This is a genomic window from Sphingomonas pituitosa NBRC 102491, from assembly GCF_001598435.1.
Taxonomy (GTDB): Bacteria; Pseudomonadota; Alphaproteobacteria; order Sphingomonadales; family Sphingomonadaceae; genus Sphingomonas; species Sphingomonas pituitosa.
Genome location: NZ_BCYY01000009.1, coordinates 63949 through 87925, shown reverse-complemented (window position 1 = coordinate 87925; position 23977 = coordinate 63949). Strand labels below are relative to the sequence as shown.

General features: G+C 68.1%; 17 protein-coding genes. 9 read left to right on the top strand and 8 right to left on the bottom strand.

What is annotated here, in order from left to right; genetic code table 11:
- Positions 1-37 precede the first annotated feature (37 nt).
- A complete protein-coding gene (locus tag SPI01S_RS09720; protein ID WP_066721633.1) occupies positions 38-1243 on the top strand; it encodes an alginate export family protein in 1206 nt (401 codons plus the stop codon).
- 72 nt (positions 1244-1315) lie between these two features.
- Here the strand turns inward: SPI01S_RS09720 and SPI01S_RS09715 are convergent, their stop codons facing one another.
- From SPI01S_RS09715 to SPI01S_RS09695, 5 genes are all read right to left on the bottom strand, one after another.
- Complete coding sequence (locus SPI01S_RS09715; RefSeq protein WP_245653539.1) at positions 1316-4264, bottom strand: sensor histidine kinase; 2949 nt, start codon at positions 4262-4264, stop codon at positions 1316-1318.
- A 127-nt stretch (positions 4265-4391) separates the two neighbouring features.
- Positions 4392-4745: a response regulator gene (locus tag SPI01S_RS09710; protein ID WP_066721631.1), complete on the bottom strand. Its 354-nt coding sequence runs from the start codon at positions 4743-4745 to the stop codon at positions 4392-4394.
- Complete coding sequence (locus SPI01S_RS09705; protein ID WP_245653538.1) at positions 4714-8160, bottom strand: CheR family methyltransferase; 3447 nt, start codon at positions 8158-8160, stop codon at positions 4714-4716. The genes SPI01S_RS09710 and SPI01S_RS09705 overlap by 32 nt, the downstream gene beginning before the upstream one ends.
- Positions 8157-8717 (bottom strand): PAS domain-containing protein, encoded by a 561-nt coding sequence (locus SPI01S_RS09700; protein ID WP_066721629.1) that lies wholly within the window; start codon positions 8715-8717, stop codon positions 8157-8159. Before SPI01S_RS09700 ends, SPI01S_RS09705 begins: the two co-directional genes overlap by 4 nt.
- Positions 8718-8864: 147 nt before the next feature.
- A complete protein-coding gene (locus SPI01S_RS09695; protein WP_066721628.1) occupies positions 8865-10760 on the bottom strand; it encodes an NPCBM/NEW2 domain-containing protein in 1896 nt (631 codons plus the stop codon).
- Positions 10761-10876: 116 nt separating this feature from the next.
- Here SPI01S_RS09695 and SPI01S_RS09690 point away from each other — a divergent pair, with 116 nt between their 5' ends.
- Positions 10877-12400, top strand: coding sequence for a tryptophan halogenase family protein (locus tag SPI01S_RS09690; RefSeq protein ID WP_066721626.1), 1524 nt, complete (start codon positions 10877-10879; stop codon positions 12398-12400).
- 3 nt (positions 12401-12403) lie between these two features.
- Here the strand turns inward: SPI01S_RS09690 and SPI01S_RS09685 are convergent, their stop codons facing one another.
- Positions 12404-13768: a cation:proton antiporter gene (locus SPI01S_RS09685; RefSeq protein WP_066721624.1), complete on the bottom strand. Its 1365-nt coding sequence runs from the start codon at positions 13766-13768 to the stop codon at positions 12404-12406.
- A 200-nt stretch (positions 13769-13968) separates the two neighbouring features.
- On the opposite strand from SPI01S_RS09685, the gene SPI01S_RS09680 reads away from it, so the two are divergent.
- The 6 genes from SPI01S_RS09680 (at position 13969) to SPI01S_RS09655 (ending at position 18051) form a co-directional block, all read left to right on the top strand.
- Complete coding sequence (locus SPI01S_RS09680) at positions 13969-14187, top strand: type II toxin-antitoxin system Phd/YefM family antitoxin (protein ID WP_066721757.1); 219 nt, start codon at positions 13969-13971, stop codon at positions 14185-14187.
- Positions 14188-14676 (top strand): PIN domain-containing protein, encoded by a 489-nt coding sequence (locus SPI01S_RS09675; RefSeq protein WP_066721622.1) that lies wholly within the window; start codon positions 14188-14190, stop codon positions 14674-14676. It begins immediately after the preceding gene.
- Positions 14677-14726: 50 nt separating this feature from the next.
- The gene (locus SPI01S_RS09670; protein WP_084253365.1) at positions 14727-14975 is read left to right on the top strand and encodes a glutaredoxin domain-containing protein; all 249 of its coding nucleotides are present in this window, start codon (positions 14727-14729) and stop codon (positions 14973-14975) included.
- 170 nt (positions 14976-15145) lie between these two features.
- A complete protein-coding gene (locus SPI01S_RS09665) occupies positions 15146-15415 on the top strand; it encodes a hypothetical protein (protein WP_066721753.1) in 270 nt (89 codons plus the stop codon).
- Positions 15416-15613: 198 nt separating this feature from the next.
- Complete coding sequence (locus tag SPI01S_RS09660) at positions 15614-16927, top strand: MFS transporter (protein ID WP_066721620.1); 1314 nt, start codon at positions 15614-15616, stop codon at positions 16925-16927.
- On the top strand, positions 16924-18051 hold the full coding sequence (locus SPI01S_RS09655) for a glycoside hydrolase family 68 protein (RefSeq protein ID WP_066721618.1): 1128 nt from the start codon (positions 16924-16926) through the stop codon (positions 18049-18051). Before SPI01S_RS09660 ends, SPI01S_RS09655 begins: the two co-directional genes overlap by 4 nt.
- Here the strand turns inward: SPI01S_RS09655 and SPI01S_RS09650 are convergent.
- Positions 18048-19073: a LacI family DNA-binding transcriptional regulator gene (locus SPI01S_RS09650; protein WP_066721616.1), complete on the bottom strand. Its 1026-nt coding sequence runs from the start codon at positions 19071-19073 to the stop codon at positions 18048-18050. The genes SPI01S_RS09655 and SPI01S_RS09650 overlap by 4 nt on opposite strands.
- Before the next feature lie 149 nt (positions 19074-19222).
- Between SPI01S_RS09650 and SPI01S_RS09645 the strand changes: the two genes are divergently transcribed.
- Positions 19223-21733: a TonB-dependent receptor domain-containing protein gene (locus tag SPI01S_RS09645; RefSeq protein WP_245653537.1), complete on the top strand. Its 2511-nt coding sequence runs from the start codon at positions 19223-19225 to the stop codon at positions 21731-21733.
- Positions 21734-21791: 58 nt separating this feature from the next.
- Here SPI01S_RS09645 and SPI01S_RS09640 read toward each other — a convergent pair whose 3' ends face one another.
- Positions 21792-23861 (bottom strand): M13 family metallopeptidase, encoded by a 2070-nt coding sequence (locus tag SPI01S_RS09640; RefSeq protein WP_066721614.1) that lies wholly within the window; start codon positions 23859-23861, stop codon positions 21792-21794.
- Positions 23862-23977 lie beyond the last annotated feature (116 nt).

Here is a 23977-nt window from a genome sequence, read left to right as displayed (position 1 = left end):
CGGGCAGGTAGCGCCGCCGTTCCGCGAAAGGGGGCATATGCGTTTCTGGATTACCACCGCCACCGCGCTGGTCGCCGCCGGACCGGCCTTCGCGCAGCAGGTCGCGTTCAAGCCGCTGCTGGAGGCACGTGCGCGCTGGGAGCATCTCGACCAGGCGGACTTCGCCGAGACATCGGACGCGGTGACGATCCGGGTTCGCGCCGGCGTGGAGCTGCGCCACGGCCGCTTCGCCGCACTGGGCGAGGCGCAGGGCAATCTCGCGGTGGTCGGCGACTATCATGACGGGCTGCACGGCCCCGCCGATCGACCGATCATCGGCGACCCGGAGAATGTCGCCATCTACCGGGCGCAGCTGCAGTATCGCTCGGCGCCGCTGACCGTCACGGCCGGCCGCCAGCGCATCATGCTCGACGACGAGCGCTTCGTCGGCGCCGCGCAGATCCGCAACAACGCCCAGACGTTCGACGCGGTGCGCACCGAGATCGTGCCGGTGAAGGGCCTGAAGCTGGACCTCACCTATGCCTGGGACGTGCGGACCATCTGGGGCACCGAGGGCCGCGGTGCCCGCCAGCGGGGGGTGGGCGGCCACAATGTCTTCGCCAATCTCGGCGCCGCCACGCCGCTGGGCACGCTGACCGGCTTTGCCTATCTGGTCGATCAGGACGAGGCGGAGGTGCAGGGCTTCCGCCTGTCCAACCAGAGCTACGGCGTGCGGCTGGCCGGCGCCCGCGCGATCGGCCCCCAGGCGAAGCTGCGCTATCAGCTGAGCTGGGCGCGCCAGTCCGACTATCACCACAATCCGAGCCGCTACCAGGCCGACTATTGGCTGGCCGATGCGGCGTTGGACGTGCGCGGATGGACGCTCAATGCCGGCTATGAAGTGCTGGGTGCCGATGGCGGGGCTGCGTTCACCAGCTTCCAGACCCCGCTCGGCAGCGTGTTCAAGTTCCAGGGCTGGGCCGACAAGCTGACGACCACCCCGCCCAACGGCGTGCGCGATTTCTATGCGGGCGGCGGCCATGGCTGGAAGAAGCTGGGCAGGATCGACGCGCTGTCGCTGCAGGCGGTGTGGCACCGCTACCAGAGCGATCGGCTGGACCAGCATTATGGCGACGAATGGAATCTGCTCGCCACCGCGAAGCTGCGCAAGACGCAGATGTCGGTCCGCTATGCGCGCTACGATGCGGACCGCTTCGCCGCCGACACCAGTCGTTTCTGGCTGCAGCTGGACTGGGCCTATTGAGGCAGCGGCGGGGATCAGGCCCCCCGCACGAAAGACGCGGCTGACCGTGGCGTGATCGCGTGCGGCCTGCGCCTAGGCGTAGGCCGCCCTGCCCGGCAGGCGGAGCTCCAGGCGCGTGCCGCGTGGCCGATCGGCGGCGATGGAGAACCGGCCGCCCAGGCGTTCCACCCGCTCGCGCATGCCGATCAGCCCGTAATGCCCCGGGCCCGACCTGCGCGAGCGATCCTGCGCGATGCCGCGGCCATCGTCGCGTACGATCACGCGGAACTGCCCGCGCCCGTAGCGCAGCTGGATCTGCAGCCGGCGGGCGTCCGCGTGCCGTACCGCATTCGCCGCGGCTTCGCGGACGACCGCGGCGATTTCCTCGGCCACCGGCGCAGACAATGGGCGCACCCGCCCGACCTCCTCGATCTCTAGCTGCAGGGCCCCCTGGATGATCGGCGCAAGCTCGGCTCCCAGTCGCGGGCGCAAGGCGACCGGCCCGGTGGTTTCGCGCAACGCCCGCACACGCTCGCGCCCCTCGAGCAACACGTCGTCCGCGCGGTCCAGCGCACCCTCCAGCAGGCGGCGCGCGTCGTGCTCGCGCGGCAGCTGCTCGACCGCCGACTGGAAGTGCAGCATCAGCCCCTGGAACCCCTGGAGCAGCGTGTCGTGGAGCTCGCGCGCGATGCGCAGCCGCTCCTCCAGCTGCGCCTGCACGCCAGCCCGGGCGCGGGCGACGACGACGGCAACGCGGCGCCGGATCATCAGCCAGAGCAGCAGCACCGCCGCGGCCGCGCAAGCCAGCGCGAACCACCAGGTCTGGTAGAAGCGAGGCGCGATGCGCAGCACCAGCGTCGCGCCCTGCGCGTTCCACACGCCGTCATTGTTCGATGCGATCACCCGGAAGCGATAGCTGCCCGGCGCGAGGTTCGTGTAGAGCGCCTCACGCCGGTCCTGCGCGTCGTTCCAGTCCTTGTCCGCGCCTTCGAGGCGGTAGCGGAAGCGGTTCGCCTGCGGATCGACGAGGCTGAGTGCGGTATAGTCGATCACCAGCTGATCGGTGCCGGCGGGCAGCTCGACATCGCCGCTGCTCACGTCCCAGCTGCGTCCGTTCGCGGTCAGGCCCCGGACGACGACGGGCGGCGCAAGGCGGTTCCGCGCGATGTCGGCGACATCGATATAGGCGAGGCCCTTGTTCGTCGCGAACCAGAGCCTGCCGGTGGCGTCTTCGGCGATGTCGTTCCCGAGCATCACGTTGAGGTTGGAGCGCGCGCGAAAATCCTCGTAATAGCCGAAGCGCTCGATCGGCAGCGAGGTGCCCGGCCGGGCAAAGGCGGCGTCCAGCGCCGTTCGCGACACCCGCAGAATGCCGTTGCTCCCGATCAGCCAGATCCGGTTGTCCTGTGTCGGGTGGATGCCCATGATGCCGGTGAGGAACGGATAATCGCGGGCACTGAGCTGGACGAGCTGCCGTCCGTCCCAGCGGGCCAGGCCTGCTTCGCCGCCGACGAGAAGGTACTTGCCGTCGACCTGCAGGCTGCTCGAGGCGCCGATCGTCTGTGCTTCGCGTGGCCATAGCGGCACCTCGCGCCCGCCGCGATATCGGCGCAGGCCGCCGCTGGCGCGCCCCACGATCAACCCGTCCTCGAAGGGGAGGAGCTTGCTCACCGTCCCGGTGCGCAGCCCGCCGTCGCCGGGGCCGGGCACAAGGCGGTTGCCGGACAGGCGATAGACCTTGTCCATGCCCGACCAGAAATTGCCCTGCCGGTCGAGCGCGCACACCACCGACAGCGGTTCGCTGACCTTGACGACGCGCTGCAGGCGGCCCCCTTCCAGCGCGAGCAGGAAGTTGCCGGCGAGGCTGAAGGTCAGCAGGCGGCGATCGTCGCCGCAGAGCACGCCGATCGACTGTTTGGCGAACACCAGCTCGGGCGCGGCCGTGCCCGCCGCGATGCGATAGACACCGGCGAGCCCGGCGATGAACAGCGCATTGCCGTCGGCACCCCCCACGAAACCGGTGACCAGCGCTTCGTTCGACGCGATGCGCAGGATGTTGCTGGCAGAAAAGCGATCGAGCCCCGATTCGGTGCCGACCCACACATTGCCCTCGCGGTCCTGCGCCATGGCGACGGTGAGCGAGGAGGTGAGTCCCTGGGCGGCGGCAAGATGCTCCGCACGCACCGGCGACGTTGCGTCCACGGACAGCCGCACTAGGCCCTCGTCCAGCCCCGTCACCCACAGCTTGTTGCTGCGATCGAAGCGCATGCCGCGCCGCACATAGGGCGTGTTGGCGCTGCCCAGCGGCAGCGTGGCACCGCTGCCGTCCGCCCGGCGCAACCCGGTGTCGTCGCCGATCCAGATCCGCCCCTGCGCATCTTCGGCCAGCGCTGCGCTGCTCGCGGCGCGGAGCGGCAGCCGCTCGAACCGCGCTGCGTCCAGACGCATCACCAGAAGGGCAGGCGGCGAGGCGACGTAGATGCTGCCGTCGGCGGCTGCCAGCAGCGGCCCCATGCGCCCGCCTGCAAAGCCCTGCGCGGCACCGATCTTCGTCCAGCTGCCGTTCTTCAGGCGGGAGAGCTGGATTTCGCCGCGGCTGTCGGCACTGACCCAGATCGAGCCGTCGCGCGCCTGCACGATCGCGTCGACCCCGCCGCTCGGCTTCCAGGGGTTGGCGTCGCGGAGCTTGCCGCCTCGCAGCACCGCGATGCCGCCATAATCATACCCGACCCACAGGTCGCCGTTCCGGGCGGCGAGCAGCGCGGTGATTTGCAGCGAGCGGCGCCTGTCGTCCCGGATGGGGGTGATGCGCTCGAAGCGGATACCGTCGAACCGGTATAGCCCGGTCGCGGTTCCGAGCCACAGAAAGCCGTCGCGGCCTTGCACGATCGCGCGGATATTGGAGGGCGCCCCGTCGCGCAGCGTCCAGCGGGTGTGGCGGAGCTCCGCCAGCGGACGTTCCGGCGTCGCGGCCCATCCCGCCCCAGGCAGCAGCAGCGCAGCACACAGGCCCAGCACGAAAAGACGCAGGCCGCGCTGCAACGCCGATGCGGTTCCTGCAATGCGATCGCCAGCCCTGCCCATTCCCTCCCGGTAGCCGAGCCGGGCCGCACTTGCACTAGGGCGTCCGCCCCTCCCGCTGGCACGGTCGGCGGCAAGCCTGTGCGAGTCAGCGCCCGAACACGGTTTCCACCGCCGCGCGCAGCGCGCTGGGCGAGCAGGGCTTGGAGCATACCAGTGCCTGCGGATAGCGACCCCGCAACGACGTGGCGTCGGCATGGCCCGAATGGAAGATGATCGGCACGCCCGCATCGCGCAGCACGTCGGCGGCGGGGAAGACCTCGCCGTCGGTCAGGCGCACGTCGAGGATGGCGCAGCCCGGCAGATGGTTTTCCACCGCCTGCAGTGCCTCGGCAACCGAGACATAGGGGCCGTCCACCGCGAAGCCGGCTTCTTCCACCACGTCCTGTACGTCCAGCGCCACGAACAGCTCATCCTCGATGAGCATCACCGTCTTCGTCATTCGCAAGCACTTTCGCAGGCAGATGGATTTGGATGGCGAAGTTGTGATCCTCCGCCGACCGGCTGACCGTCACCCCAAGTTGGCGTGACGAGGTTTGTACCAGAATCGTGCCGAAGCCGGTGCCGGATTCCACCGAAACGGGTCGATCTCCCGCTTCGCGCCAGTCGAGCCGAACGCCGTCGGGCGCGCGCGTCCAGACAACGGAGAGTTCCCCCTTGTCTGCACCAAGTGCCCCATATTTGACCGCGTTCGTCGCCCATTCGTGCAGCATCAACGCAAGGGGCGACAAACAGGTCCGATGAATCTTTACGCTCGGGCCGTGAATTTCGATCCTCGCGTGGTCCCGATATGGCGCAAGCGTCGCCTCCACCAGGTCGGCCAGCTCGATCGACTGCACCGCGCCTGCCGGGGCGGCAAGCGAATGGGCGCGCCCCAGCGCAGCGATCCGCTCGCGCATGTCGTTGGCGAAGCGGGTCACGTCGTCATGGCTGCGTGCGCCGGCCGAGATCATGCCGCTGACGATCGCGAACAGGTTCTTCACCCGGTGGTTCATCTCGCGCAGCATCAGCTCGCGCGTTTCCGCCAGCGCATATTCGGGGGTGACGTCGATCGACACGCCAACCAGCCGGCGCGGGCCGGCATCCTCCACCAATCGTCCGAACGTCTTGATGCGGCGCACCTCGTCCCCGTCGAGAATGCGGTAGCTGATCTCGAGGTCGCCCCCCTCGGCGGTCACCTGCGCCAGTTCCAGCTCGAAGGCCGGGCGGTCCTCGGGATGCAGCCGATCGAGCCGCGCTTTGGGATCGTCGAGCGCAAGGTCCGGGCCGATGCCGAGCACCATGCGCGCATGCTCGTCGACCACGGTCTCGCCGGTATCGACGCGATACTCCCACACCGCGATGCCGCCGGCGCGGATCGCCATGTCGAGCCGCTCGCGCTCTGCCGCCAGCGCGCGCTCGAGCGAGAGCGCGTCGGTAATGTCGGTCAGCACCAGCGTCGCGCCGTCGGTCGTGCCGTTCTGCGCGCGATAGGGCAGGGTGCGCATCGACAGCGTGCGGCTGCCGTCCTGGGTGCTTACCCGCCGCTGGAGCGGGCCCGCGCCGGCGACCACCGCGCGCGCGTCGGCGAGATAGTCGGTACCCGACAGCCGGCTGGAGACGTCGGCCAGCGGCCGGCCGCGGTCGCTCGGCTGTAGCGGGAACAGCGCCGTCGCCGCTTCGGTGAAGCTGCGGATGCGCAGCTCGTCATCGAGCACCACCACCGCGAGGTCCGTCGATTCGAAGAAGTTGCGCAGGTCCGAATTGGCGACGGTGAGCTGGTCGACCTTGCTTTTCAGCTCGTCGTTGACCGTGGACAGCTCCTCGTTGGTCGACTGGAGCTCCTCGTTCATCGACATCATTTCTTCGTTCGAGCTCTTCAGCTCCTCGTTCGCGGTCTCCAGTTCCTCGACGGTGGTACGCAGGCGGTGGCGGGTGACGCGAAGCTCGTCCTCCAGCGCGTCGAGATGGTCGTCGCCGGCGTCGAGTTCGGCGGCATCCTCGTCGAGTGCGGGGCGGAACGGCGCGGTCTCGCGGAACACGAAGAGCAAGGTGCCGTCGGGCAGCGGATCGCAAATTACGTCGATCGCCTGGGCGCCATATTCGGATTCCACCGTCACGTCGCGCGCCACCACCCGCTTGCGCTGGTCGCGCCCGGCGCGGAGCAGCGGCCCCAGCACGTTGCGCAGCCCGGGACGGGCGAGGCCGATCGCGCTCGATCCGCCGGTGCGGGTCACCGGAAAGTCGAAGTAGCGGCCCAGCCGGCCATAGGCGGCGATGATCACGCCGTCCTGGTCGAGCACCAGGCTGGCGGGCGCGTAGCGATCGATCAGCCGGCGGACCGCCGCGGTTTCCTCCGCGCCGACGCGGCCCGCGTGGCGGGCGTGGCGGTCTTCACGCACGCTGCGGGCGGGCGCGCTGCCCGGCAGGTCGATCGGATAGTTGGGGGCGCCGGGCGAACGCTGGAAGATGCGTGCCTGGTGGTCGATCGCCGGGAAAAGATGCTCGAACCGGCCGATCGTCTCCGAGGGGCCCAGGAACAGATAGCCCTCGGGCCGGATCGCATAATGGAGCAGCGGCATCACCGATTGCTGCAGGCGATCGTCGAAATAGATCAGCAGGTTGCGGCACGAGACCAGGTCGATCCGCGAAAAGGGCGGGTCCTTGACCAGGCTGTGGTTGGAAAAGCGGATCATGTCGCGGATCTGCGGCACGATCTGGAACCGCTCGCTGTGCGGCAGCGTGTAGCGCTCGCGCATCGCCGGCGGCAGGTCGACCAGCGCGGAGGCGGGATAGGCGCCGTTGCGGGCGATCTGCAGCATCTGCTCGTCGATATCGGTCGCGAAGATCTGCACACCGGTGGACGGCAAGGCCAGCTTGCGGGCCGCCTCCGCGAACAGCATCGCGATGCTGTAGGCTTCCTCGCCCGAGGAGCAGCCGGGGATCCAGACGCGGATGTCCTCCTCGCTCGTCCAGCTGCGCATCAGCGGCTCGACCACCTGGGTGCGCAGCCGATCGAACAGGTCGGCATCGCGGAAGAAACGCGTGACGTTGATCAGCAGGTCGCGGAACAGCGCCTCGCATTCGTCGGCATCGGACTTGGCGCGGGCCAGATAGGCGCGGCCGCTGGTCATGCCGAGCACGTGCATCCGCCGCTCGATCCGGCGGATCAGCGTGGTGCGCTTGTAGCCCGAAAAGTCGTGGCCGACGGCGGTACGCAGTACCTTGCACAGTTCATCGACATGGTCGGCGACGAGCGACGCCTCTTCGCGCTGCGCCTCGTCGCCGCTGCGGTGGAAGAAGGCATGAAGGCAATCGAGCATCTGGCCCGGCGCCTTGACGAAGTCGACAAGGCCGGTGCCGACCGCGGACAACGGCATGCCGTCATAGCGCGCGCTCTCGGGCGCCTGCACCAGGCAGACGCCGCCATGTTCCTTCACCGCGCGCAGGCCGATGGTGCCGTCGGCGCCGGTACCCGAGAGGATCACGCAGGCGGCATTGCCCTGCTGGTCGGCGGCAAGCGAGAGGAAGAAGTCGTCGATCGGGCGGCGCAGGCCGCGCGGCTGGGCGAAATCGGTCAGCTCCAGCGTACCGCCGCGTATGGCGAGGCCGTGGCCGGGGGGAATGATATAGACCTTGTCCGCCTCGATCCGCTCGCCGCCCTCGCACTGAAGCACTTCGAGATTGGTCTGCCGGTCGAGCAGCTGCGCCAGCATGCTCTCATGGTTGGGATCGAGATGCTGGACGATGACGAACGCCATGCCGGTCGGCGCGCAGGCCGGCGCGAGCATCTCGCGCAGCGCCTCCAGCCCGCCGGCCGAAGCGCCGATGCCGACCACCGGCAGGGTCTTCGCCTTGGCGTCGAACGGCGCGTTCACAGGAAGCTGCTCGTATCGAGGTCGGACAGCGTCATCTTTGCTTGCGCGATCGTCGCCGCGGTGTTGGCGATGGTGATGAGCGTGCCTTCCACCGCGATGCCGCTCTCCGCGGCCACGGGTGCCAGCTTGGCGATCGTCTGCCCCAGCGCCGCGTCATAATCGGCGAGCCGTTCCGGCTGGGTGCGGCTGACGTCGAACTGCGAGGCGAAGATATAGCGCACCTCGCCGGTCAGCGCGCGCAGCTTCGACATGTAGAGCAGGTTGACGAACGGCGTGCCGTCCTTGCGGAAATTGAGGATCGCGGTGCGCACGCTGGTCTGCGCTTCGTCGCCCAGGAACGCGCGGATGCGGAGGCGCGGCTCCCGGTTGTCACTGTCGCCCTGGAGGAATCGGCAGTTCCGGCCGACGACGTCGTTCGAGCCATAGCCGGTCAGATCGCGGAAACGCTGGTTGGTGAGCAGCAGCGGGTGATCGTCGACTGCCTCGCCCAGCGACAAGGCGACGGGCGAGCTCTGGAAATACGCGCGCAGCGCCGGGGGGAGTTGGGTCGCGGTCATGTCTGCTCAGGCCTCATTAGGGAAGCAGAACGACCTGTCCCGGAAACCGATCCGGGATATGCGGGTTATCGGCGCGAAACAAGCGGCCGCAGCTGACAATGGATATCAGCAGTCCAGGGTGAACTATTGATTTCGCTTGCGTTATGATCAGCGCCGGTAGGCGGCATCCCCCCACGCGACCGGCAGCTTCTCGTTAATGGCGCCGGGTGAACGCGCGACCAGCTCGACGAGTTTAACGCCGGCGACGTTCGCGGTCAGCGGCTTGGCGGCGACACCGCGCCGCATCGGGGCGCTGGTGGCGAGCAGGCGGCGATCGCCATAGATCTGGAAGGTCACCCCGCGCGCCGCGTCGGTCGCCGAATCGTCTACCCCCACCGAGACGCTGAGCTGCCGAAAGCCGGGATTGCGCACTTCGAGCCGCGAATTGGCGAGCACGCCCAGGCCGGCCGTAAAGTGCTTGCCCGCCACTGCGAGCTCGCGGCCATAGGGTGTGGCGTCGGCCTGCGCGCCGCCCCAGCCGGCATAGAGCGGCCGCTGTCCCGCACCGCGCGTACCGGTCCAGGAAACGACGGCGCGGTGGATCGAGGGATCGGCCATCGGCGCGGTGACGCCGTCGACCGCCGGATTGACGATGCCGGGCAATTCGGAAAGATAGAAGCCGTCGGCGAGCAGCCGTGTGCCCTTGGCGCGGAACACCAGCGTCTCGTGCGCCGCGAGCTTGAAGGTCGTCTCCTTCTGGAAGCTGGACGGCGCACCGCTCCACAGATCGGTCAGCGCGATGGCCGCATCGTCGCGCAGCTTGAGGTGCTGCGCGGTGAGGATCGCCTCCATCGGCGCGGCGCTGCGGTTGAACAGCGCCACCGCTTTGTCGCCATTCGCCAGCGTCTTGACGAGGATCTGGAAATCGTCGCTGTCGAAGGCGAGCACCGCCTGGTTGCCGGCGGGATCCTGGTCGATCGCGATCAGCGCGGCATTGCCGAAAATGTCCATCAGCGCCTGCGGCGTGGTGCGCAGGTCGGCGCCGATCAGCAAGGGCGCCGAGACCATCGCCCAGAGCGCGAAGTGCGCGCGGGCTTCGGTGAGATGCTCGGCATCGAACTCGCCCTTGCCGATGAACAGCATGTCGGGGTCGTTCCACGACCCCGGATGCGCATAGAGCGGGCGCCGCGCCGCCGTGTCGAAGTTGGTGAGCAGGCGCGTCCAGTGCGGGGTGATGTCGTCGCTGGTGCGCGAGATGTTGCCGACGTCCTTGGCCCAGCTGCGCACGTCGGCCGATCCCCAGATGCACAGCGACAGCAGATAGTCGCCGTCCGGATCGGCGCGTACGAGCGCGGCCTTCACCTGCTCGAACATGCCGCGCACCGCCGGGATGTTCGATCGGTTGACGCTGTCGAGATCGAGCAGCGGGGCCAGCGCGTGGTGCCGGCCGGCGCGGACCAGCGGGCTGTCCTCGCCGTATGCGCGCAGGCCGCAGCCGTCGATCTTGATGTAATCGAAGCCCCATTCGCCGAAATAGAGCGCGATGTCCTGGTCGATATGGCCGTAGAGCCCGACTTCGCGCTCGAGCACGCTGCCGCGCGGCAGGTTCGGCTCGTTGGGACCATAGGCCTGGGCGCAGGTGTTGCGGCCTAGATCGGTGTAGATGCCGGCCTTCAACCCCATGGCGTGCAGGCGATCGGTGAACGGCTTGAACGAGGTCGCGCCGTCGGCGGTGCGGGCGGAGGGGAATTTATCCGCGCGGACCAGCATCCGGCCGTCGGCGCGGCGATGGTCCCACCAGCCTTCATCGAGGTTGATGTAGCGATAGCCCTTGGCGGCGAGCCCGGTGTCGACGATCCTCTGCGCCGAGGCGAGCACCTTCTCCTCGTCGACATCGGTCGCGAAGGCGTTCCAACTGTTCCAGCCCATCGGCGGGGTGGGGGCGCGGCCATCGGTATTGGCCGACCAGCGGCCGGTGGGGGCGAGCGGATCGCGCGGGGCGGCCTGCACGCTCGCCGATGCCAGCAGCATTGCCGCCATGCCTGCCAACGTCCTGATCGCCATGGTGCTTCTCCCCTCGTTTATTTGTCCGAGTAACCGGAGCCTCGGGGCCGAGGCAAATGCTTTCGACCGGTCTACGACCATTGCCCGAAGCCACGGCGCGGCCTAGCAAGAACGCCATGAACCCCATGCGGCGGATCCTGATCCTGGGCGGCGGCACGGCGGGCTGGCTCACCGCCGCCTATCTCGCCCGCTATCTCGACATCGCCCATCAGCAGCGCTTCACGATCACGCTGCTCGAATCACCGGCGCTGGGGATCGTCGGTGTGGGCGAGGGCGGCTTCCCGACGATCCGGGAGACGCTGCAGTTTCTAGGCATCGACGAGCGCAGCTTCGTGCGGCGCGCCAGCGCCACCTTCAAGCAGGGCATCCGCTTCGACGACTGGCTGCACGCCCCCCAGCCGGACGGCACCCGCCACCGCTTCCTCCATCCGTTCGAGGCGCCGTTCCACACCGAGGGCGCGGGGCTGGTGCCGTACTGGCTGCTCCAGCCCGAGGGCACGCGGGCGCCCTTCGCCGAGGCGATGACGATCCAGAACCGCGTCGCCGCGGGCGGGCGCGCGCCCAAGCGGGCTGAGGAGGCGGGGTTCGGCGGGCCGCTCACCTATGCCTATCATTTCGACGCGGTGCGGCTGTCGCAGCTGCTGCGCGACCGCGCGATCGAACTGGGCGTGACGCATCTGGAAGGCGAAGTGTTCGAGGCGCATGTCGATGCCGAGGGCGCGATCGACCGGATCGAGACGCACGCGCATGGCAGCCTGACCGCCGACCTCTATATCGATTGCTCGGGATTCGAGGCGGCGCTGATCGGCAAGGCGCTGGGATCGCCCCTCACCTCGGTGCGGCACCAGCTGTTCACCGATCGCGCGCTCGCCTGCAAGCTGCCCTATGCCGATCCGCAAGCGCCGATCGCGACGACCACCGTCGCCGCCGCGCACCAGGGCGGCTGGACCTGGGATATCGGCCTGCAGCATGCGCGCGGCATCGGCTGCGTCTACTCCTCGGCGCATCTGGACGACGACCGCGCGGCCGAAATCCTCGACGCGCATCTCGGCGCGCCGCACGACGCAAGGCTGATCCGCTTCGAGCCGGGCTATCGTCGCGCGCCCTGGGTGAAGAACTGCGTCGCCGTGGGGCTGGCGGGAGGCTTTCTGGAGCCGCTGGAGGCGACCGGCGTGGTGCTGATCGAAGCCGCCGCGGCGATGATCGCCGAGCTGTTTCCCCATGCCGGCCCGGTCGACGCCCCCGCCGCGCGCTTCAACGCGCTGATGACGGCGCGCTACGAGCGGATCGCCGATTTCCTCAAGCTCCATTACTGCCTGAGCCGGCGCGAGGAGCCGTTCTGGCGCGACAACCGCGATCCCGCCACGATCCCGGACACGCTCCAGGCGCTGCTCGAACAATGGCGCCATCGCCCGCCGAGCCGGTTCGACTTCCTGCTCGACGTCGAAAGCTTCGCCTTCTTCAACTACCAGTACATCCTCTACGGGATGGACTTCCGCACCGACCTGTCGGGCGCGCGCGAAGGCTTCCCCCATGCCGAGGCCGCGGCGCGCCAGTTCGCCCGCATCCGCGGCTTCGGCGAGCAGGCGGTGGCGGACCTGCCCGGCCACCGCGAGCTGATCCGCCAGTTGGCCGGCTAGGCGTCACACCGTCGCCAGCTGGCCGTCGAGCGCGTCGAGCTCGCCGCTCGCCCGCGCCTTGCGGCCATAGACGGCCTCGAACAGCGGGGTTGCCATGACGGTGGTGACGATCGCCATCAACACCAGCATCGAGAACAATGTCGGGCCGATGATGCCCTTCTGCAGGCCGATGTTGATGATGATCAGCTCCATCAGCCCGCGCGAGTTCATCAGCGCGCCGATGCCGAGTGCGGTACGGTTGTCCTCGCCGGCGATCCGCGCCGCGGCCCAGCACGCGCCGAACTTGGCAAGGACGGAAACCGCCAGGATGCCGAGCGCGATCAGCAGCAGCGACGGCGAATTCACCATGTCCATCCGGGTGTTGAGCCCCGAATAGGTGAAGAACATCGGCAGCAGCAGCACGACCGCCAGCGGCTCCACCTTGCGCTTCAGCTCGGTGACGAACAGCCCGCGCGGCATGCAGACGCCCATCAGGAAGCCGCCGAAGATGGCGTGGATGCCGATCGCGTCCATGACGAAGGCCGACAGGCAGAACAACATCATCGTGACGGCGAGCATTGCGCTCGTCATCTCGCCGCGCGCCTCGACGACCCGGCCGAGCGGGGCCAGCAGGCGCCGGCCGAACAGCAGCATGAAGCCGGTGTAGAGCACCGCGCCGCCGATCGCGAGCACCGCCACGCCCGCGCCTGCGCCGAAAGTCGCCAGCACCACCGCCAGCACGCACCAGGACGCGGCATCGTCGAACGCACCGGCGGTGAGCGAGAGCGTGCCGAGCGCCGAATTGGCGAGGCCGCGCTCGTTGATGATGCGTGCGAGCATCGGGAAGGCAGTCAGCGCGATGCAGGCGCCCAGGAACAGCGTCGCATTGGCCTGGCTGATGCCCGGCGTGAACAGCCCCGGCACGGTGAGCAGGAACGGCGTGATCATCGCGGCGAGCAGGAAGGGCGCGGCGATGCCGGCGGCGGAGACGCCTGCGGCGCTCTTCGCCTTGGACTGGAAATGGTCGAGCCGCAGCGTCAGCCCGACCATGAACATGTAGAGCCCGACGCCCAGCTGCGCACCGGCATAAAGGACGTTGCGCGTCTCCTTGGGGAAGATCGCGAGCTGCAGATCGGAGAACAACAGTCCGAGCAGCGAGGGGCCGAGGACCACCCCGGCGATCATCTCGCCCACCACTTGCGGCTGCTTGAGGAACTTCTGCCCGGCCCAGCCGACCACGCGGCAGGCAAGCAGGATGATCGCGAGCTGCAGGAAGAAATGGATGCTGAAGTCGCCCGGCGCATAGGTCTTGGCGGCGTGCACCGCCGGGCCGTGCGGGTTCAGGACGTCGGTAAGCGCGTGCCAGGCGCCGGTCAGCAGCTCGTTCATTCGGTCAGATCCCCTCGTGCGCCCGGCATCTGCTGCGCCGGGGCGAGCCCCTAGGGAGCGCGTCGCGCAGCGCTCCGCAAGGGCGGATCGAGGCAGGCGCACACTTTTCCGGGCGGCGGGCCGCAAGTGTTGCGGCCGCCCCACAGCATAGGTACGTACCTACATGTGTGCGCTACCAGATCGGCGCCGGGGATGCCGCGATGAAGGTGATCAGCAGCCGCGAGTTCAACCAGGACGTGAGCGCCGCGAAGCGATTCGCCCGCACCGAGCCGGTGTTCATCACCGATCGCGGCAAGCCCACGCATGTGCTGATGAGCATCGCCAGCTTCCGCGCCTTCACCGGGGAGCGCGAAAGCATCGTCGATGCGCTGGCTGCGGCCGAGCCTTTCCCCGCCGAGCATGAATCCGGACGCTGGTGAATGTACCTGCTCGATACGACCGTCCTGCTCGATCTGCGCAAGGCCCGCGGCGGCGAGGCCGATCCGCGGCTGTCCGCCTGGGCCGGCGGGGTACCGCGCGAGCAGTTGTTCGTGTCCGTTCTGGCGCTGGCGGAGGTGGAGGCGCTGGCCGCCCGCGCGCCGCGCGGGGATGGTGCCGCGGCCGTCCGGCGATGGATCGACGAACAGCTGGTCCCCGCCTTCGGCAACCACCTCCTGCCGGTGGACCTGGCCGTCGCACGGCGGCGGGGCCAGGTACCGTTGGCGGGCGACCGCGATGCGCTGATGGCCGCGACCGCACTCGAACATGCGTTGACGCTGGTCACCTATGACGCGGCTTCCTATCGCGGCGTGCGGATCAAGCTGTTCGATCCCCGCCGCTACGATCCTGAGGATGCCGCAGACGATTGGCGCGCCGCCGCTGCACGCAGCGGTCCTGTCTGGTTCCGCAATCTCTTCCTGCGCAGCTGATCATCGCAACCTGTGCGACTTCCAAGCATTTGCATTGCAAGGAGATTGCCATGGCCGAAGAGAAGCGCGCGACCCTGTACCGGATGGTGCTGCCCGACCATGTCTGCCCGTTCGGCGTGCGCGCTCGCGAACTGCTGCTCGAGCGCGGCTATGATATCGACGATCAGGTACTTCGCACACGCGACGACGTCGAAGCGGTGAAGGCCAGGTTCGGCGTCGCCACCACGCCGGTGATCTTCGTGGGGGAGACGCGGTTCGACGGCGCCGACGCCCTCCAGCGCGCGCTTGCCGATCGCTAGGCGGGGCACCTGCAAATCAGGGATCGGGCGCGGACCAGGCTTCCGCCGGCGCACTCCGTTCGTCTCGTTCGCGTTACAGCGTCGGAACAAAGCGCCACGTCGTTGATTTCCGCTCCCAACGCTTTTCCGCCAACGATTTTTCGACTGTACCAACGTAAAGGGCAATGATGATGAAGAAGATGCTCGTGCTCGGCGCTGCTGCCGGCCTGATCGCGCTTTCGGCGTGCAACAACACCCCGCGCGAACAGGCGGCTGACAATATCGAGGCGAATGCCGAGAACGTCGCCGACAACATCGAGGCGGTTGCCGCCAACGCCACCACCGATGCGGCGCAGGACAATCTGCAGAACCAGGCTGATGCCGTCCGCGCCGAAGGCGACGCCAAGGCCAAGGACATGCGCACCCACGACGCGGACACCAATCTGCACAACGGGATGTAATTCCGGAGCTTTCCGGTCCGGGTTCCCGCCGTTCCCACGCAGGCGGCGGGCCCTAGCGAAGGGCGCTCGCAACCGCGGGCGCCCTTTTGCATGCGCGTCCTTCTTCTCCACTTTGATTGCAATCGATTGTTGCCTGACGACGCGAAACCTTCCATAAAGGCAGGATAGAACAGACGGGCCGGGTGGAGAGGCGCGACGATGAACCCTGCTGATGGCAAGCCGCGCCTGTCGCTGTGGCGCATCCTGGAGATGAACCTCGGCTTTCTCGGCCTGCAGTTCAGCTTCGGGCTGCAGCAGGGCAACATGGCGCCGATCTATTCCTATCTTGGTGCGTCCGAGGCGTCGCTGCCGCTGCTGCAGCTGGCCGGGCCGATGACCGGGCTGCTCGTCCAGCCGATCATCGGCGCGATGAGCGACCGGACGGCCAGCCGCTGGGGCCGCCGCACCCCCTATTTCCTCGCCGGCGCCGTGCTGTGTTCGCTCGGCCTGTTCTTCATGCCGCTCAGCAGTTCGATTCTGATGGCCGTTTCGCTGCTCTGGCTGCTCGACGCTGGCAACAACATCACCATGGAGCCGTATCGCGCCTATGTGTCGGACCGGCTGGATGCCAGCCAGCACGGCCTAGGCTTCCTGACGCAGAGCGCCTTTACCGGCCTGGCCCAGATGCTCGCCTTCCTCACGCCCTCGCTGCTCGTCTGGGCGGGGATGAGCCAGGACTGGGTGGATGCACATCACATTCCCTATACGGCGCGGGTGGCGTTCATGGTCGGCGCAGTGCTGGCGCTGGGCACGATCCTGTGGTCGGTGCTGCGGGTGCCGGAACTGCCGCTGACGCCGGCCGAGCGGGCTCATATCGCGGCCCAGCCCAAGTCGGTGCGCGCGACGCTGGCGGAAATCGGCTCGGCCATCCGCGACATGCCGCTGGCGATGCGCAAGCTGGCGCTGATGAGCCTGTTCCAATGGTATGCGATGATGGCCTATTGGACCTATGTCATCCTGGCCATCGCCCGCTCCGTCTACGACACGACGGACTCGACGGCGCCCGGGTTCCGCGCCGCGGTGCTCACCAATGGCGAGATCGCAGCCTTCTACAACGCCGTGGCCTTCGTCGCCGCCTTCGCGATGGTGCCGATCGCGCGCCGGATCGGCGCAGCGCGCCTGCACGCCGCCTGCCTGGTCTGCGCCGGCATCGGCATGCTGTGGCTGCCGCAGGTGCAGGACAAGGCATTGCTGTTCGTCCCCGCCATCGGGCTGGGGCTCGGCTGGGCGAGCATGATGGGCAATCCCTATGTCATCCTCGCCGGATCGATCCCCCCCGAACGGACGGGGGTCTATATGGGCATTTTCAACATGATGATCGTCATTCCGATGCTGCTCTTCGCGATCAGCCTGCCCTTTTTCTATGCGCCGCTGCTCGGCGGGGATGCGCGGAACGTGCTGCGGCTGTGCGGCATGCTGCTGTTCTGTGCGGCACTTGCCGTCTGGACCGTGCGGGAGCGCAAGCCGGCATGAACGCACGCACGGAATGGACACGCGATGCGCTGGCCGGCATCGCGACGCAGCACCGTGCTGCGCTCCCGCTGCTGCCGCAGGGCGCTGCCTCGCCGTTCGCGGGCATGGACCTGTGGGACATGTGGCCGATCGCCGATCGCGACGGCCGCACCGTACGGCGCGGCGGGCGCAGCTGGTGGTTCTTCCTCGCGGCGCCGCGGCTCGACGATCCGGAAGGCCGCCACGACATCGCGCGCATTCGGCTGACCAGTCACGGGGAGGACGGCTGGCGCGATCATGGCGAGGCGTTCCCCGACGGCTTCACCCCCGGTTCGCGCGAATGGTCCGGCTCGGCAATCCTCGAGGACGATACAGGGACGCTGGCCCAGTATTTCACCGCGGCCGGGCGGCGCGGCGAGGCGGTAACCAGCTACGAGCAGCGGCTGTTCGTCAGCCGCGGCCGATTCGTCGTCGACGGGGATGTCCCGCGGCTCCATGCCTGGAGCACGCCCGAGGAGATCGTCGCCGCAGACGGCGCCCGCTACACGGTCGCCGACGAGACGGTCGCGCCGCCGCACGGCATCCAGGGCTTCCGGGATCCCGGCTATTTTCGCGATCCGGCCGACGGCGCCGAATATGTCCTGTTCACCGCCAACGCAGGGTGGAGCGACGCACGGGTGAACGGCGTGATCGGCATGGCGGAGCGGGACCAAGGCGCGTGGCGTCTCGGCGCGCCGCTGGTCGCGGCGATCGACGTGAACAGCGAGCTGGAGCGTCCGCACATCCTGTTCCGGGACGGCCGCTACTATCTCTTCTGGAGCACGCAAGGCCGCCGCTTCGCCGAAGGGATCGTCGCGCCCACCGGCCTCTACGCGATGGTCGCGGAAACCATGGCTGGCCCGTGGCGCCCGGTGAACGGCACCGGGCTGGTCGCCGCCAATCCGCCGGAGGCACCGACCCAGGCCTATTGCTGGTGGGTGACGGGGGAGGGCGAGGTGCTCAGCTTCGTCGACTATCCCGGCATCAGCGCGGCGGCGGCAGGCAGCCTGGCGGACCCGACCGAACGTCGCCGGATTTTCGGCGGCGTGCCCGCGCCGTTCTTCCGCCTCGCCTTCGACGGCGAGCGGGTGACGATCGCTCCCTAGGCCGAGTCCCGCACCACCAGTTCGGGGGGCATGACCAGTGGGCCCGCATCCTGCCCGGCGATCCGCGCGAACAGTCGTTCGACCATGGCGCGGGCACCGCGGGCAATGTCCTGCCGCACGGTGGTGAGGCGCGGCACGGTCTGGAGGCCGAGCGGCAGATCGTCATAGCCGATGACCGGCACATCGCTAGGCACTGCCATGCCCTGGTCGGCAAGCACCCGCAGCGTCGTCATCGCGATCATGTCCGATCCGGCGGCGATCCCGTCGATCCGGTCGAGATGGCGGGTGAGATGTGCGGCAATCTCCTGCTCCATCATGTCGGAGGCGAGATGCGTGTCCAGCTGGAGCGGCACCGGCAGCCCGGCAGCAGCGGCGGCGGCGCAGACACCCGCATAGCGTTCGCGCAGTTCGGGTGCGCGAATCTCGCCCAGGAAGGCGATCCGCCGCACGCCGCGGGCAATCAGGTGCTCGGCCGCGATCCGTCCGCCGGCGACATTCTCCGTGCCGACCGTGCAATGGATCTGGCCGGGTACGCGGCTGCCCCAGGCGACCAGCGGGCGATAGCGCCGCGCGACGCGTTCGATCGCTTCCATCTGGTCCGACTGGCCGATCAGCAGCACGCCGTCCAGCATGCCGGCGTCGACGATCCGCTCCAGCCAGTCCTCCGCGTCGGGAATGATGCGCGACAGCATCACGTCATACCCGTTCTCGGTCAGCGCATCGGCCAGATGGCCGAGGATCGTCATGAAGAACGGGTCGGAAAGGTGCTGGCGACGTTCGTGGCCCAGGGGCACCACCACCCCGATCACGCCGGTCTTCTGGGTACGCAGCCGGCGCGCCATCTGGTTGACGCGGAAATCATGCGCGGCCGCGAGCGCCTGGATGCGCTGGCGCGTTTCCGGGTTGACCAGACTGCTCCCCGCCAGCGCACGCGAAACGGTGCCGGTCGACACGCCGGCGAGGCGGGCGAGGTCGGCGAGGGTGCGGGCAGGCCGGTCGGAAGGCAGTGGGTCTTGGCTCACGGGACCGGGAGTCTGGCCCTTGCCGCGGCAATGCGCAAGCACGCACCGATACGGACATTTACGAGGCTTGTTGCAATCGATTGCAATAGGAGATATACGCTGTGCTGAAGGGTTCCCAGAAGGAGAGCCCGGTTCAGGGAGAGAGGCTCATGGCCATGTCTGTGCGCGCCAATCACATCCGTCGCCTGCTGCTGCTTGGCAGCATGTTCGCCGTCCCCGGCCTTCCCGCGTTCGCGCAGGAAGTCGCGCCGCCGCAGGACGCGACACCGGCGCAGGAGGCGGAAGCCAAGGAATATACCGAGATCGTCGTCACTGCCGTCGCGCGTGGCCGCGACCGGCTCGACACGGCGATCTCGACCAGCTCGCTCAAGGCCGACGACATCCAGAAGGCGGCGCCGCGCTCGGTGGCCGAGATCTTCCGCAGCCTGCCGGGCATCCGCTCGGAAAGCTCGGGCGGCGAAGGCAATGCCAACATCTCGATCCGCGGCCTGCCGATCGCCTCGGGCGGCGCCAAGTTCCTGCAGCTACAGGAAGACGGGCTGCCGGTGCTCGAATTCGGCGACATCACCTTCGGCAATGCGGACATCTTCCTGCGCGCCGACCTCAATCTGGCACAGGTGGAATCGATCCGCGGCGGCTCGGCGTCGACCTTTGCGTCGAACTCGCCCGGCGGCGTGATCAACATGATCTCGAAGACCGGCGACACGGAAGGCGGCGCGGTGCAGGCGAGCACCGGGCTCGACTACAAGGACTATCGGCTCGACTTCGACTATGGCGCGAAGCTGAGCGACTCCCTGCGCTTTCACATGGGCGGCTTCTACCGCCAGGGCACCGGCCCGCGCCGCATCGGCTATGACGGCAACAAGGGCGGCCAGTTCAAGTTCAACGTCACCAAGGACTTCACCGGCGGCCATATCCGGATCTACGGAAAGTTCCTCGACGACCGTGCCGTCGGCTATCTGCCGATGCCGGTGCGGGTGACCGGCACCAACGCCAATCCGACCTATCAGGACCTGCCCAACTTCCGCGCGAACCGCGACCAGCTGCTGACGCCCAATTTCACCCGCAACGTGACGCTGGACGGCAACAACAATCTGGTGACCGACGACGTTCGCGACGGCCAGCACCCGCTGGTCAAGTCGATCGGGTTCGAGGCCGAGACGCTGCTTGCCGGTTGGACGATCACCGATCGCTTCCGCTATTCGGACATCTCGGGCCGCTTCATCTCGAACTTCCCGGCGAATGTGGACTCCGCGAGCGCCATCGCGACGTCGATGGGCGGGGCAGGGGCGACGCTCGCCTATGCCAGCGGACCCGATGCGGGCAGGGCAATCACCAACCTCGCCGGGCTGAACGGCAACGGCCTGCTCGCGCAGATCGTGGTGTTCGACACCAAGCTCAACAGCCTCGACAACATTACCAACGATCTGCGCGCCAGCCGCGCGTTCGACCTCGGCACCGGCAAGCTGACGACGACCGCGGGCTTCTACAAGTCGCGCCAGACGATCGATACCGACTGGCTGTGGACCTCGATCCTCACCGACGTGCGGGGGGGTGGCGAGGCGGCGCTGGTCAATGTCCGTCGTGCCAACGGCACCGCGGTCACCCAGGACGGCTTCTACGGCTATAGCGCCGCCTATTTCGGCGGGTGCTGCCGGCGCAGCTACAATGTCGACTACAACGTCAACGCGCCGTTCGCCTCGCTCAATTATCAGGTCGGCAAGGTATCGATCGGCGGCAGCGTGCGCTACGACTTCGGCGATGCGAGCGGTTCGATCGCCGGCGCCGATCTCGGCGGCGGCCGGATCGGCACGACGAGCCGCGACATCAACGGCGACGGCGTCATCTCCGACGCCGAGACGCGCGTCGCGGTGATTCCGCTGACCAGCCCCGCGCCGGTCAACTACAACTATCACTATTGGAGCTATTCGACGGGCATCAACTACCGCTTCGTCGATTACATGTCGGTGTTCGCCCGCTACAGCCGCGGCGGCCGCGCCAATGCCGATCGCCTGCTGTTCGGCCCGGCGGTGAGCGCCACCGATGGTCATCTGGTGAGCGCGGCGGCGGCCGTCGACTTCGTCAACCAGGCGGAACTGGGCGTGAAGTATCGGCAGGGTGGGCTGACGCTCAACCTCACCGGCTTCTGGGCGCGCACCGAGGAGCAGAATTACGAAGCGACGCGCCAGGTGTTCATCGACCGCACCTATCGTGCCTATGGCCTCGAGTTCGACGGCGCGGTCCGCCGGGGGCCGCTCAGCCTGACCGCGGGCGCCACCTGGACCCATTCCCGGATCGTCGCGGATGCGCTGAACCCCGGCGTGGTCGGCAATACGCCGCGGCGCCAGGCGAACCTGATCTTCCAGGCCACGCCGCAGGTCGAGCTCGGGCGCGCGTCCATCGGGGCCAACGTGGTCGGCACCACCAGCAGCTATGCGCAGGACAACAACCAGCTCAAGCTGCCGGGCTATACCCAGGTCAACGCCTTCGCGCAGTTCCGGCCGATCCCCAAGCTGCTGGTGTCGCTCAAGGCGAACAACCTGTTCAACGTCCGCGGCTTTACCGAGGCGGAGGAGGGGGCGATCCCGACCAACGGCATCGTCCGCGCGCGCTCGATCAACGGACGTACGATCAGCACCTCGGTACGGATCGACTTCTGACGTTACCCCAGGGGGCGGCTGGAGGAGCAATCCCCCGGCCGCCTGCCGTCGTTCGGCTTTACCAGATCCGGACGCGATCCGCCGGCGCCAGATATTGCTTCTGGCTGGGGTCGATGTTCCAGGCCGCATACCAGGCATCGACGTTGCGCAGCGGGTTCACCGCCCGGATCTGCCCCGGCGAGTGCGGATCGCTGACCAGCTGCTGGCGCAGCGCCTCGTTGCGGAACAGCGTCCGCCACACCTGGCCCCAGCCGAGGAAGAAACGCTGGTCGCCGGTGAAGCCGTCAAGCACCGGCGCCGGCTTGCCGCCCAGCGAGGCATGATAGGCGTCGAGCGCGATCATCACGCCGCCCAGATCCCCGATATTCTCGCCCATCGAGGCGCGGCCGTTGATGTGGAGCCCCGGCAGACCTTCGAAGCTATAGGCCTCGTACTGCGCGCCGAGCCGCACCGCCTGCGCCTCGAACTTGGTCGCGTCCTCGCTGGTCCACCAGTCGCGCAGCACGCCGTTGCCGTCGGACTTGCGGCCCTGGTCGTCGAAGCCGTGGCTGATCTCGTGCCCGATCACGCCGCCGATGCCGCCGTAATTCACCGCATCGTCCGCCTTGGGATCGAAGAAGGGCGGCTGCAGGATCGCCGCGGGGAACACGATCTCGTTCTTGACCGAGTTGTAATAGGCGTTGACCGTCTGCGGCGTCATGCCCCACTCGGCCTTGTCGACCGGGCCGCCCAGCCGATTGCGGCGATAGTCCCACTCGAACTTGCCGGCGCGCTCGGCATTGCCGACGAGATCGCCGGGCTGCACCTCCAGTGCCGCATAGTCGCGCCACTTGGTCGGATACCCCACCTTCACGGTGAAGCCCTGCAGCTTGGCGAGCGCCTGCTCCTTGGTCGCCGGGCTCATCCAGGCGAGATTGCGGATACGGCCGGCGAGCGCGACGCGCAGATTGCCGACCAGCACGTCCATCTTGGCCTTGCTCTCGGGCGGGAAGTAGAGCGCGACATAGTCGCGACCGACGCCTTCGCCGATCGCCCGCTCGGTGAACGAGACCGCGCGCTTCCACCGCTCGCGCTCCTTGGGCTGGCCGTTCAGGAACTTCGAGCGAAAATCAAATTGCGCGTCGGAGAAGCGCTTGGAGAGGAGCGGCGAAATGTCGTCCGCGATGCGGAAGGCCTGCCACGCCTTCAGCGTCTCCAGATCGGTGTCGGCGAAGACCTGCGCGATCTTCGGCACGGCGCTGTTCTGCGCGACGATCACCCGGCTCGCCTTGCTGAGGCCCGCCGCCTGCCAGAACGGATCCCAGGCAAAGCCGGGTGCCTGCGCCTTCAGCTCGGCAACGGTGACGGGATTGTAGGTCTTGTCGCGATCGCGGCTCTGTGCGCGGGTCCAGTGCGCTTCGGCGATGCGCGTTTCCATCGCCACCGCCTTGTCGGCTGCGGCCGCCGCATCCGGCCAGCCGGCCATGCCGAGCAGCTGCGCGACATATTGGCGATACCGCGCCACCTGCGGTGCGAACTTGGGATCGAGATAGAGGTCGCGATCGCCGAGCCCCAGGCCCGACTGACGCAGGTACAGCGCATAGGTGTCCGGCTGCTTGGCATCGTCGCTCACGCCGACGCCGAAGAAGCTGGCGCCGAACCCGCCCATCGACGCGCCCATCTGCTGCGCCAGTGCGGCCTTGGTCTTGGCGGCCATCAACGGCTGAAGCCGCTGCAGCAGCGGCTGGGCGTCGAGCTTCTCGATCGCCGCCTCGTCCATGAAGCCGCGATACAGGGTAGCTGCCTTGCGCCGATCCGGATTGGCGGCATCGGCGGGGTTATAGCCTTCGATCAGGCTGCGCAGCCGCATTTCGGAAAGATCGCGGAGCACCGCGAACGCGCCGAAGGACGAGCGATCGTCCGGGATCTTCGTTCGATCGGTCCAGGCCCCGTTGACGAAGCGGTACCAGTCGTCGCCGGGCTTTACGCTGCGATCCATGCCGGAAATGTCGAAGCCCCAGCTGCCATAGCGGGTCGCTTCCGCGCTGGGCGCGGCAGGCGCAGATTGTTGCGGATTGCGACTGAGCGCAGGGGCGGCAAGTGCCGCGATCGACAGGGTAGAGGCCAGGAGGACGTGCTTCAGCGACAAGGAAAGTCTCCATATCAGGCAGTTAGCCAGAGGTGCAGACAGTCTACACAGGAGGCGCCGCGTGGCAATCCGTCGCGGGAAATTGGCGGCTCGTCGCACTCTCGGATCTTGCCGTA

Excerpts from the sequence above, each read along its gene's own strand:
- SPI01S_RS09695 (WP_066721628.1), bottom strand. The coding sequence starts at position 10,760 with ATGGCGATCAGGACGTTGGCAGGCATGGCGGCAATGCTGCTGGCATCG.
- SPI01S_RS09660 (WP_066721620.1), top strand. The coding sequence starts at position 15,614 with ATGAACCCTGCTGATGGCAAGCCGCGCCTGTCGCTGTGGCGCATCCTG.
- SPI01S_RS09675 (WP_066721622.1), top strand. The coding sequence starts at position 14,188 with ATGTACCTGCTCGATACGACCGTCCTGCTCGATCTGCGCAAGGCCCGC.
- SPI01S_RS09700 (WP_066721629.1), bottom strand. The coding sequence starts at position 8,717 with ATGACCGCGACCCAACTCCCCCCGGCGCTGCGCGCGTATTTCCAGAGC.
- SPI01S_RS09670 (WP_084253365.1), top strand. The coding sequence starts at position 14,727 with ATGGCCGAAGAGAAGCGCGCGACCCTGTACCGGATGGTGCTGCCCGAC.
- SPI01S_RS09665 (WP_066721753.1), top strand. The coding sequence starts at position 15,146 with ATGAAGAAGATGCTCGTGCTCGGCGCTGCTGCCGGCCTGATCGCGCTT.
- SPI01S_RS09690 (WP_066721626.1), top strand. The coding sequence starts at position 10,877 with ATGAACCCCATGCGGCGGATCCTGATCCTGGGCGGCGGCACGGCGGGC.
- SPI01S_RS09680 (WP_066721757.1), top strand. The coding sequence starts at position 13,969 with ATGAAGGTGATCAGCAGCCGCGAGTTCAACCAGGACGTGAGCGCCGCG.
- SPI01S_RS09710 (WP_066721631.1), bottom strand. The coding sequence starts at position 4,745 with ATGACGAAGACGGTGATGCTCATCGAGGATGAGCTGTTCGTGGCGCTG.
- SPI01S_RS09720 (WP_066721633.1), top strand. The coding sequence starts at position 38 with ATGCGTTTCTGGATTACCACCGCCACCGCGCTGGTCGCCGCCGGACCG.
- SPI01S_RS09645 (WP_245653537.1), top strand. The coding sequence starts at position 19,223 with ATGGCCATGTCTGTGCGCGCCAATCACATCCGTCGCCTGCTGCTGCTT.
- SPI01S_RS09655 (WP_066721618.1), top strand. The coding sequence starts at position 16,924 with ATGAACGCACGCACGGAATGGACACGCGATGCGCTGGCCGGCATCGCG.
- SPI01S_RS09685 (WP_066721624.1), bottom strand. The coding sequence starts at position 13,768 with ATGAACGAGCTGCTGACCGGCGCCTGGCACGCGCTTACCGACGTCCTG.